The sequence below is a fragment of the Legionella sp. genome (assembly GCF_047605385.1).
Lineage (GTDB): Bacteria > Pseudomonadota > Gammaproteobacteria > Legionellales > Legionellaceae > Legionella.
Genome location: NZ_JASGFU010000036.1, coordinates 1 through 11,592 on the forward strand (window position 1 = coordinate 1; position 11,592 = coordinate 11,592).

An 11,592-nucleotide genomic window follows, 5' to 3' on the forward strand; every position below is an offset into this window, starting at 1 on the left:
CTTGCGCGAGCTATTTAATTTTTTAATACCCTTCAAAATTCAGTGCGATTGCCATAATCAACAAGGAACTCCTGTTGGAGAAATGCATGCTAAATTGCTTGACTCATATTTTGTTGATTGATAATAATCGATTCACCTCATTACTGATGCTGCGTTTGTTTGCTTATCTTGGATGTACTGTACGGCATGTGAATAAAATAGCGCTAGTAGAACAATTAGGCAATGAAAAACCCTTTGAGATTGTTCTCATCAATCTTGCCTGTTCCTGTAAGGAAGAACGTACGATTTCTCAATGTCTTCGCTGTTTACAGCAAGAGGTTTCGGTGATTTCATATACCCCTGAAGTGTTGATGAACGATTTTAAGCAAGCAGCGCTCAGCGCGCACATGAAATTAGTGGATGATGCCTGGATGCTTCATACGAAATTGTTCCAATTCTTGACGTCTTTAGAAATATGAAATATAAAAAGTAAGTATCTCTTCGAAGTGTTTTATCCTTTATCTAGGAGTAACGTGTGTGGCTTCAACTACCCTAATGACTCCTCATCTTCCAAATGCTCATTAGCTGCTCTTTTTGTATGATCCTCCGCTAATAATATATACATTGCAGGTACTACAAATAGTGTAAATAAAGTGCCAATAGAAATACCTGTAGCAATCACTAAACCAATATTGTAACGGCTTTCAGCCCCCGCCCCCGTAGCGATAATTAAAGGTACGACTCCTAAAACCATTGCTGCGGTGGTCATCAAAATGGGGCGTAATCGGATTGCCGCTGCAGCACGAATGGCATCTATTTTCTTTTGGCCTTTTTCCTGTAAATCATTGGCAAATTGCACAATTAAAATGCCATGCTTACTGATTAATCCAATTAAGGTCACTAAACCTACTTCACTGTAAATATTAAGTGTCGCCCCACCTACCCCCAAGCTTATAAAAATCATCGCCCCACAAATCGACATGGGCACACTAATTAACACGATCAGTGGATCACGGAAACTTTCGAATAAAGCGGCTAAAGCCAAAAAAATTAAAATTAGGGCAAAAAAGAAGGTGATAATCAAACCAGAACCTTCTTTGATAAATTGTCGCGACTGTGCTCCATAATCAATATAATACCCTTGCGGCAATGTTTCTTTGGTAATTTGAGCCAAAGTGCTTAAAGCTTTTTCCATAGAAACTCCGGGAAAAGCAATTGCCGAAATTGTCACAGAATTTAATTGCTGAAAATGATTTAAAGATTCAGGAACTATTTGCCGTTGCAGGTTGGCTATCGTCTTTAAAGGCACAGAATCACCAGTAGCCGTTCTAATGTAATAATTTAAAATTTGCTCTGGATTTAAACGAGTATCTCGTTGCACTTGTGGAATTACCTGATAAGAACGACCAGAATAGTTAAAATAGTTAATATAGCCTTCACTTAAGGCCGAACCAAACACATTACTGACATCTTGCATGGTTAAACCAAATTGTGAAATTTTATCGCGGTTCAAATTCACCTTGGTTTGAAGTTGGTCAATTTTTAAATCGGGATCAATATACGCAAAAAGTCCTGAAGCTTGCGCTTTAGCAAGAATAGGCTGCATCACCTCATTCAAATTATTAAAACTCTCCGTCGTGTTAATCACAAATTGAATCGGCAAACCACTACTACCTCCTGGTAGCGAAGGTAATTGGAAAGCAGCTACTTTTGCTCCAGCAATATCATTCAATTGGTTTTGGACAATAGGCTGTAACTGATTAGTAGTACGATGTCGTTGATCCCATGGTTTAAAAACCATACCGATAATTGATGTATTGAGTCCTGTAGATCCATCTACTTGAAAGATATGATCCGTTTCAGGATAGTTACGATAAATGCGATTGGCTTCGTTTGCATAAAGTTGTGTCTGTGCTAATGAAGAATTCGCTGCGGCTGTAACCTGCGCAATAATAATTCCTTGATCTTCTTGTGGTGCTAATTCAGAAGCCGAAGTCATAAAGAGAAAATAGTTACTAAGCAAAATAATCACCGCAAATACGGCCACAACGGGCAAATAACGTAAAGTTTTAACTAAGGTTTTCTCATAGAGCTTTTCTAATTTAGCAAACTTATCATCTACAAAGGCCATAAAACGATTCTTCGCTTCACCATCGCCCACTTTTAAAAATTTAGAACACATCATGGGTGAAAGCGTTAACGCAACGATGGCAGAAATTGTCACTGCCCCCACCAGAGAAAAAGCAAATTCTGTAAATAAAGCGCCTGTTAAGCCTCCCATAAATCCAATGGGTGCATACACCGCAATCAAAACCACCGTAATCGCAATAATGGGATTGGCTAATTCACGCGCACCCAACAAAGCAGCTTTAAACCGCGTTCGCCCTTCTTCAATATGACGTTGCACGTTTTCGACTACAATAATCGCATCATCAACCACCAAACCAATGCCTAAAACTAAAGCCAGTAACGTTAATAAGTTAATTGAGTATCCCAAAATCAGCATTACCCAAAATGCGCCAATAATTGATAAAGGAATTGCAATAATGGGAATAATAACCGAGCGAATGGAACCGAGAAAAAGAAAAATTACCCCAGTAACAATCATAAATGCTTCTAATAAAGACATAATTACTTCATGAATTGAGGAATCAACAAATAAGCTTGCATCATAAACAATTTTGCCATTTAAACCCTGGGGCAGTTCTGACTCAATAGTAGGAAATATCTTCTTAATTTCATTAATTACAGTTAATAAATTAGCTGAAGGTGCAACAACGATTCCAATATAAACGGCCGTGCGTCCATCAAAACTTACCGCAGAATTATAATTTTGTGCCCCCAAATCTACATTAGCCACATCGCCTAAACGGATGATCGCTCCATTTTGTGCTTTAATAATCATTTTTTTAAATTGTTCAACATCAGTTAGATCTGTACTGGCAATAAAGTTTTGCACGAACATTTGACCATCAGTACGTCCTACAGCAGAAACAAAATCGTTATTGGCAAGTGCCGCACCAATATCCGCCGCAGTTAGTCCATAACCAGCTAATTTCACAGGATCAAGCCAAGCACGCAAAGCAAAGGTTTGATTACCAAGAATTTCTGCTTTCTGTACTCCATTTACAGCTTGTAACTTAGGCTGAACCACACGAATCAAATAGTCGGTAATTTTATTAATAGGTAATTTATCGCTATAAAAACCAATATACATGGAATCAATAGTTTGCCCTACTGAGACGGTGATTACTGGTTGTTGTGAATTTTTGGGTAACTGATTCAATACCGCATTTACTTTAGTAGTAATGTCCGATAAAGCTTTTAACGGATCATAGTTCAGCAGAAGGTTGACCGTGATCGTACTGGTTCCTTGAGTACTTGTTGAAGTCATATAATCAATACCATTGGCTTGCGCAATGGAATTTTCCATCGGGGTTGTAATAAAACCGGCAATAACATCAGGATTAGCTCCGGTATACACCGTAGTCACTGTAACAATAGCGTTTTCAGTAAATGGATATTGCATTACAGGCAATGAACCCATAGAGCGCAAACCCATTGCTAAAATCATTAAGCTAATCACCGTTGCTAACACGGGTCGCTTAATAAAAATATCCGTAAATGCCATCATTACCATCCTTAATAGGTATACTGGTGTTTTCTTGTCGCTGCCATTATTTTTCAGTAACTTTAGGTGTCGCCTCATTACTGGGTTGAATGGAATTATTCACCACAACACGGCTGCCATTTTTAAGCTTTAACTGCCCACTGGTTACCACAATGTCTCCGACATTGACTCCTTTTAAAATGGCGATTTGATCTCCACGAGTATCCCCCACGGTGACAAACACTTGAGTTACGATAAATACAGGCCGGTTTTGACTGTCTTTATCCTTAGTTTCCTTAGCGATGTAGATAATATCACCATAAGGGTTAAAGCTTACTGCAGTTTGCGGCAAAGTGATGTATTTTTGCTTGGACTCTACATTAACTACAGCATGCACAAACATACCAGGCTTCAATTTAAAATCGGGGTTAGGCAAGGTGGCCTCAACTTCGACGTTACGCGTGTTTACATCCACTAAGGGTTGAATCGTCGTAATATCACCTGCAAACTCTTTATCGGGAAAAGTATCGACGGTTACTTTAACTTTTTGCCCTACTTTAAGCTGAGCTAAAGCTTGTTGTGGTAAAAAAAAGTCCGCATAAATGGGATCTAAGGCCTGTAAAGTAGTGACGGTATCGCCAACGTTCAGGTATTGTCCAGGATTAATGTTGTTTATACCTAGTTTTCCGGTAAAAGGAGCACGAATAGTCTTTTTTTCAGTCGTTGCCGCTTGTTGCTCCACCTGCGCCTGGAGATTCTTTAAATTCCATTCATCGGTATCAACCGTTTGTTTACTCACTGCCCGGGCTGCAAATTGAGCTTTATCGCGCTGATAAGTAATTTTGGCTAACTCAACTTGTGCCTGTAATGAATGCAATTGCCCTAATTCAGTTCCTGCATTAAGTTGAACCAAGACATCGCCTTTATTTACAAAAGCACCCGGTGTAAAGTAAATAGTTTGCACCATGCCTGCAAGTTCAGTGGTTACATTCACCCCTACACGAGTACGCAAGCTACCCACGGCTTTCATCGTCGGCTGCCAAAAAGATTCTTCAGCCTTCATCGTTGACACAGCAACAACAGGGGCGTTCATCGAAGCAAAAAATCGTTGAGTCATAATTGATTTAAAAGCCTTCCAACCAAAAATAAGGCCAAAAAGCATACCGACGATTACCAACATAATAATCATTTGTTTTTTCAAAAAAACCTCTCTCATCAAGATACTAAAATCCTCTCTTCAGTACCAAAAAGAGCGCACGATAAACCAGGAATCATTACTTCATAAGCATTCTTTCACACACCAGGGCTTATGCCACCATCCTCCACCTAAAGCCTGGAATAAAACAGTAGTATCTGTATAACGCAACGCCTGCGCTTGGATTCGGCTTAAGCGCGCTCGATGATATTGCTGTTGTGCGTTTAATAAATTAATGTAATTGACCCCGCCCAAACGATATTGAGCAGTGATTAAATTTACAGAGGCCCGCGCGGAATCTTCTGCTCTAATTTCAGCCTGTAATGCACGCGCATCTGTTTCAATGGCCGTTAAGACATCTGCGACATTTTGGAATGCTTGCAAAACCACCAACTTATATTGTGATGCCGCCTGATCAAAAGCAGCAATGGTTGCTCGTCGTTGCGCAAATAAGGCACCACCGTGGAATAAAGGCTGGGCTACCTGAGCAGCAATAGACCAAACATTATTCGGTGCAGTAAATAATTGAGACCATGAAGAGTTAATCCAACCCTCACTACCAGTTAAAGTCAATTGTGGAAACAGATTGGCTGTGGCAACACCTATTTGCGCACATGCCGCATGTAATAAGGCTTCAGAAGCTCGTACATCGGGGCGTTGTCTGACTAACATTGCAGGTACACTCAGTGGCAATTCAGTCGGTAAGTGTAAACGCTCAAGCTTAATTAGTGGTAAAGGCCCATCAGGAACAGTTCCAATTAAAGTAGATAAATAATGTTTTGACTGCGACAAGTTTTTTTCTAAAGGAGGCAACGTTGCCTTAGATTGTTCCACTAAAGTTTGTTGGGTCAGCACATCTGCATTAGAAATGCCACCTAAACGATATTGATCTTTTAATACTTTAAGCACGCTTGCTTCCGCTCTAATTAAATCTTTAGTTGCGTCAATCTGTGCCTGATATGAGGCAATATTTATCGCCGTAGTCACAATATTAGAAGTCAAAGTAAGATGAGCTGCTATTAATTCAAATTGTTGATAATCAATTTGAGCTCTTAAGGATTCAATTTGACGCCGCGCCGCGCCAAAAAGATCTAAAGTATAACTTAAATTAAATGCAGGATTATAAATACTAAATGTTACACTGTCCCCGGGAAGACCAATTTGCACCCCGGAATAACGTTGACGCAAAACCATCATTGATGCATCAATTGATGGCAACAAGGAATTACCAATTTCTACTTTCCAATTTTCGCGTGCCTCACGCAAAGAAGCGGCGGCGGCGGCAACTGTAGGATTATGTGCTAAGCCTGCGTGCACCAGCTCATTAATCTCTGGAGAGCTAAAAAGCTCCCACCACAGCAAAGGAATGTCTCTATTTTTAAGAAAAGCTTGAGCTTGACCACCAGGACCTTTAGTTTTTACTGTTTTTGCAGGCAAAGGAGTTTCAGTATATTGTTTTACTAAAGGTACTGGAGGCGAACGAAAATTAGGACCAACCATACAGGCAGTCTGTAAGCTTAATAGTAAAATAATTCCGATAAATGCAACCGGACGAAATCGAAAATCGTACACTGATAACAATCCCTTGCAGATTCATAAAAAAAGATAACTATTAATCTATCATGGAATTACAAATGAATGAAGTTAAATGGAACAAGGACTCTTTTGCAGCTATATTAAATAAATCATCATAAAAAGGAATGAGAAATGATATTAAACATAAATCATAATATACCAGAGTGGTTCTTACTTTAACGTAAATCACTATGAAACATAAGCACTCAAGGTGTCATAACCATCAAAGGACTGAGCAAAAACTTAATGCATCAGGCCAAAATGTTATCTACATCTGCCCGATGCATTCACAAATTCGTCAAGCAAACCCAGGTCAGTGTCCAATTTGTGGTATGGCATTAGAACCTGAAATGATTTCTGTGCATGAAGAAGCAAATCCAGAATATGCAGACATGAAGCGACGATTTTGGATTGCTCTTATTTTAACGATACCAATCGTGCTTTTGGAAATGAGTAGCTATTTTTCGGTCATGAAATTTAATGGAGTGTTTTCCAATTGGACACAATGTGTTTTATCAACTCCAATTGTACTGTGGTGTGGAAAGCCATTTTTTGAGCGCGCGCTACAATCCATTAAAACACATCACTTGAATATGTTTACACTTATTGCTATGGGGATTGGTATCGCCTGGATTTATAGTGTGATTGCTATACTGTTTCCTAGGGTTTTTCCAATAGCTTTTAGGCATGATGAGGCCATACCTATTTATTTTGAAGCAGCAGCGATGATTACAATGCTTGTTTTATTGGGACAAGTTCTTGAATTAAAAGCACGTGCTGCTACCGGTGGCGCAATTAGGTCCTTATTAAAATTAACTCCTGAAAAAGCACATCGCGTTTTGCTCGATGGTACAGTTGAAGACATTAACCTTGCTCAAATTAATATCAATGACTTACTGCAAGTACGTCCAGGTGAAAAAGTGCCAATTGATGGTGAAGTAATTGAAGGGCATAGCGATGTAGATGAATCGATGATAACGGGGGAATCAATACCCGTGATTAAGAAAGAAGGTTCGCATGTGATTGGAGGAACCTTAAATCAAAATGGGAGTTTCGTGTTAAAAGCACTTTTTGTTGGCAAAGAGACCATGCTCGCACGTATTATTCAAATGGTTCATGAAGCGCAAAGGAGTAAAGCACCGATTCAACAATTAGCAGATACTGTGTCTGGATGGTTTGTACCTATCGTGATCTTGATTGCTTTTTTATCATTCATTGTCTGGACAGTATTTGGTCCCAAACCCGCGTTTAGTTATGGGCTTATTTCCGCAGTTTCTGTACTTATTATCGCATGTCCCTGTGCACTGGGTTTGGCAACACCAATGTCGATTATGGTGAGTATTGGTAAAGGAGCACAACACGGTGTTTTAATCAAAAATGCCGAGAGTTTAGAACAAATGGAAAAAGTGAATCTTCTTGTTGTTGACAAAACAGGGACCTTAACCGAAGGACACCCCGAGCTGATTCAAACAATGATTGAAAAAGGATATGATGAAGATGAACTGTTAGCACTTGCTGCATCTTTAGAAAAACTCAGTGAACATCCTTTGAGAACAGCTTTTATTTCTGCCGCAAATAAAAAGAAATTATCCTTATTTCCTGTTGTTGATTTTGCATCAATCACAGGAATGGGAATTACCGGAAAAATTCGACAATACCATGTTGCAATTGGAACATTATCTCTAGTACAACAGCATGGTCATTTAAACCAGGCCTTTATGAAGCAAGCAGAAATCTTATTGGCTCAAAGCGCAACAGTGATGTATATGACAGTGGATAATCATCTTGTTGCCCTGTTTGCTGTCTCTGATCCAATTAAGAAAAATTCCTTGGAAACCATTCAGCAGCTACATCAGGAAAACATCGAAACGTGTATGCTGACAGGAGATAACCCAAAAACAGCAGAAGCTGTGGCAAAAAAATTGGCAATAAAGCAAGTCATTGCAGAAATTATGCCGACTGAAAAAGGACACGTAATTCAACAACTAAAGCAACAAGGGTATATTGTCGCCATGGCAGGAGATGGAGTGAATGATGCGCCCGCATTGGCAATGGCCAATATTGGAATTGCCATGGGGACAGGAACTGATGTGGCCATTGCCAATGCAGGTATTACCTTATTGCATGGTGATTTGCACGGGATTATAAAAGCAAGAAAGTTATCGCAAGCGACGATGCGTAATATTCGCCAAAATTTATTCTTTGCGTTCTTTTATAATGCCTTAGGCATTCCATTGGCAGCAGGCTTACTTTATCCATTAACGGGTTTATTATTAAGCCCGATGATCGCTGCCGCAGCCATGGCTTTAAGCTCAGTTTCTGTTGTATTAAATGCATTACGTTTAAATCGCGTCACATTATATACCCAATAAACTTCAAGATGCGAGTTTTAAATTCCCTCTTTAATGACATGAGGTTGTATTTAAATTTTACAAAAAGACCAATTTAATGTATTGTATTTGGTCATTACTCACAGAAACCTGGTGCATTCATGTCACAAAGTAAAGAAGAGCAGCAGTTAACACCTAAAGATTTTAATAATGATTTTAACCTCAATGATGTAGTTATTGAAGCGATATCAAGCCACTTATCCGTTGAGGATGAATTAAGCCTCATGTATTCCTCTATAACCACACATAATTTATTCAAACCTCATCTACTTTCCATTAAGGCGAGGGAATGTGTGGTTCTGGGTAATGTGAGCACGCTAGAATACATTGCCAAAAAAGACCCATTAGCCTTATTCCAAAAGGGAGAGGTCACGGACGCTGATGAATGCACTTTTTATAATGTATCAGCCTATCAACTCATCCAGTTTCTGTGTGATGCAGACATGAAGAAACAACTACTATCCTGGATTCCAGATGCCTTTCTTTCCGCAATTCAAAAGCAAACAACGGAGTTAGGATGCGGCGGGGCTGATTTAATCAAATTAGACCGCGACCCTTTAGTCATGGCATCTCAAGAGTTCACCGGGTTTACTCAGTTTAAACAGACGTTTACTTTGTTTGATCATACACCACATGAATTGAGCTTTCCCTTGCTGGAAAATCCAGATGGGATTGCTTATTATGCTGATTCGAATGACGTGGTAACATTTTACTACATCAAGAAGGCAACAGAACAGGTAGTACCGATTGAACCAAGTTTCTCCTCAGAAGAAGATAAAGCCTCATTTGAAACATTTAAAGACTCCTTTAAAGTCATGGAAAACAATTCCTCTCGTCGCTCGAGCAATGCCGAGCACCAGCTCATTGAGCGCATTTTTGAATACCCGCTGCATAGACAGGGCATACTTTATAAGCAAAATGACATTTACACTCGTGATAGTCGCACGGCATTTAGTTTAATTAACGCCTATAGAACCTCTATTAGGCTCTACAATGAAGCCACACAAACTGCCCACTGGGATAGGGATAAATGGGATAAAGCGGATATTTATTGGCGCGAAGGGGTAGGTAATGCTCAGCGCAAACTTATGTGGTTATTACAAAGAATTTATGAAAAAAATCGCCCTTTTTATCCGATTCCAACCCAATTTAATGACTTCAATCGGGACTTTAGATTTGGGAACTTCAATGGTGCGAAAGAGGAATCGGCTGTAGTTTCGGGAAAAATTATTGGGGCGCTCGGGGTGAAATTTGGATTATATAAGGCGTGGGAGCAGGCACCGGCGGAGCACGTGTTGAGTCTGCTGGGTCGGCTGGCGGCGGGCGCGGCGCTCGTTGATTTAGTTGCCGTCTTCCGGCTTATTGATGACGCGAAAGCAAATATTATGGAGCTGTCCCATGAATCAAAACCTGATGTTCAGTCGAGAAGTGTGCGCTCCCCGAACTAGTAGATGCGACACAGCTGTAGGCGGCAAGTAACGCTTTGGCAATGTTCATTGCCGTCGCATCCCAACAAGCATCTAAAAACCAGGTTAATAATTCATGCTTTGTCCAGCATTGTGCTGTTTGCGTCCACCAGTTGACCCATTGACTCAGGTAACTCATGACTCGATGGAGAGAAACTCCAGAAGCATTGATAGTCTTGAATATGCCGTATAATGGTTGATTGGTGAAGACGAAGTGCTTGACTTATTTTGGGAACGGTCCAACCCTCTGAACGCAACAAAATCGCTTTGAGCCGATCTCGTGCTTTTCCATTATTTTGCGATGCATGCATCACTTCAAGACGAGTTTTTTCTTCGGATGTTAAATAGAATTTTTTCATACCACATAGAATGATCTTCTTAGTTCAGAAAAACAAGCTTTTTGAAAGACCTTGGGTATAATTAACGTCAATTATGAGTTGTGTAATTTAAATTCAGTCTTACCACTATCCACGGACTTTAATACATAGGAATGATTTGCTATTCCATCGTCTTCTTCATCCACCATAATTACATAAAAGATAAAGAGTACCATTTGGATGAACATAAATTAATCGGAATATTTACCGGATCAAAGCCATAATTAACCCTTGAATTAACATTCAGCGATGTCGCATAGGTCCAATCAATCTCATTGCTTGAATACGAAAACACGCCAAAATAGGAGCAAACATACGTGATGCCATTAAACCGTCTAATTGAGTTATGATGGGCATTGTTCCATTCAGATGATTCAATGACCTTCCATTTTTTAGTTTGTACGTCATATTTTGATATTTTACCATGTGCGGTATAAGTATCATCATGAAGCAAATACACCGCTCCTAGTCCATCATTTGTTTGAGTGCTTTCATCAAGATAGATTCTACTGACAAGATCAGCAGCTATCCCATCTTTCTCTGCTGTGATATAAAAAAGGGTATCTTCGTTTTTTAATTTAACACCTAAACCAAGTGCAGGAAGATCCGTAAAGTCAGGGCTTATGGCAAAAAGTAGTGTGCCCGTTTTTTTATTGAGGCAGAGATCTTGAATGGAGTATCCGTCGAATTTGAGCCCAGGTACAGTAGCCCACAACTGCCCCTGATTATCAGTCAAGGATATACCGCAATCCCAAGACTGTAACAGATGGTTACATCCGGCATACACCCCTCCTCCCTCAGCATAACCATCTATGGCCGTAACATCAGAAGCATATAAACCACTATTTTCTGAATTTCTAACCACTTGCTACATCATCTGATTAATCTCCATTATACCTTTTGTCTATTTAACTAAAGGAGCGTTTTATGGCTGACAATAGTAGCTCCTGGAGAATCTATGGATTATTATGAGCATGTCGTTTAACTATTAGTGACATTG

8 protein-coding genes are annotated in these 11,592 nt (G+C 39.7%); 3 read left to right on the plus strand and 5 right to left on the minus strand.

The genetic code is table 11. The annotated features are described in order from the left end of the window. The first annotated feature begins 86 nt into the window (after window positions 1–86). Window positions 87–458, plus strand: a complete 372-nt coding sequence (locus QM652_RS09245) for a hypothetical protein (protein WP_415075073.1) — start codon at window positions 87–89, stop codon at window positions 456–458. A gap of 68 nt (window positions 459–526) precedes the next feature. On the opposite strand, the gene QM652_RS09250 is transcribed toward QM652_RS09245, so the two are convergent. From QM652_RS09250 to QM652_RS09260, 3 genes are all read right to left on the minus strand, one after another. After that, window positions 527–3,610, minus strand: a complete 3,084-nt coding sequence (locus QM652_RS09250) for an efflux RND transporter permease subunit (RefSeq protein ID WP_415075111.1) — start codon at window positions 3,608–3,610, stop codon at window positions 527–529. Between the two features lie 46 nt (window positions 3,611–3,656). Continuing rightward, window positions 3,657–4,805 carry an efflux RND transporter periplasmic adaptor subunit gene (locus tag QM652_RS09255; RefSeq protein ID WP_415075113.1) on the minus strand — a complete coding sequence of 383 codons (1,149 nt, stop codon included), beginning with the start codon at window positions 4,803–4,805 and terminating at the stop codon, window positions 3,657–3,659. Window positions 4,806–4,868: 63 nt separating this feature from the next. Next, window positions 4,869–6,356: an efflux transporter outer membrane subunit gene (locus QM652_RS09260; RefSeq protein ID WP_415075075.1), complete on the minus strand. Its 1,488-nt coding sequence runs from the start codon at window positions 6,354–6,356 to the stop codon at window positions 4,869–4,871. A gap of 194 nt (window positions 6,357–6,550) precedes the next feature. On the opposite strand from QM652_RS09260, the gene QM652_RS09265 reads away from it, so the two are divergent. Both QM652_RS09265 and QM652_RS09270 read left to right on the plus strand, forming a co-directional pair. Further along, the gene (locus tag QM652_RS09265; RefSeq protein WP_415075077.1) at window positions 6,551–8,731 is read left to right on the plus strand and encodes a copper-transporting P-type ATPase; all 2,181 of its coding nucleotides are present in this window, start codon (window positions 6,551–6,553) and stop codon (window positions 8,729–8,731) included. Between the two features lie 119 nt (window positions 8,732–8,850). After that, window positions 8,851–10,197 carry a hypothetical protein gene (locus tag QM652_RS09270; protein ID WP_415075079.1) on the plus strand — a complete coding sequence of 449 codons (1,347 nt, stop codon included), beginning with the start codon at window positions 8,851–8,853 and terminating at the stop codon, window positions 10,195–10,197. A gap of 92 nt (window positions 10,198–10,289) precedes the next feature. On the opposite strand, the gene QM652_RS09275 is transcribed toward QM652_RS09270, so the two are convergent. Further along, the gene (locus QM652_RS09275) at window positions 10,290–10,574 is read right to left on the minus strand and encodes a helix-turn-helix domain-containing protein (RefSeq protein WP_415075081.1); all 285 of its coding nucleotides are present in this window, start codon (window positions 10,572–10,574) and stop codon (window positions 10,290–10,292) included. A 169-nt stretch (window positions 10,575–10,743) separates the two neighbouring features. Further along, entirely contained in the window at window positions 10,744–11,457 is a 714-nt protein-coding gene (locus QM652_RS09280; RefSeq protein ID WP_415075083.1) for a hypothetical protein, read from the minus strand. Window positions 11,458–11,592 lie beyond the last annotated feature (135 nt).

Coding starts and splice junctions, on each gene's coding strand:
- QM652_RS09250 (WP_415075111.1), bottom strand. CDS start 3,610: ATGGCATTTACGGATATTTTTATTAAGCGACCCGTGTTAGCAACGGTG.
- QM652_RS09255 (WP_415075113.1), bottom strand. CDS start 4,805: ATGAGAGAGGTTTTTTTGAAAAAACAAATGATTATTATGTTGGTAATC.
- QM652_RS09245 (WP_415075073.1), top strand. CDS start 87: ATGCTAAATTGCTTGACTCATATTTTGTTGATTGATAATAATCGATTC.
- QM652_RS09275 (WP_415075081.1), bottom strand. CDS start 10,574: ATGAAAAAATTCTATTTAACATCCGAAGAAAAAACTCGTCTTGAAGTG.
- QM652_RS09270 (WP_415075079.1), top strand. CDS start 8,851: ATGTCACAAAGTAAAGAAGAGCAGCAGTTAACACCTAAAGATTTTAAT.
- QM652_RS09265 (WP_415075077.1), top strand. CDS start 6,551: ATGAAACATAAGCACTCAAGGTGTCATAACCATCAAAGGACTGAGCAA.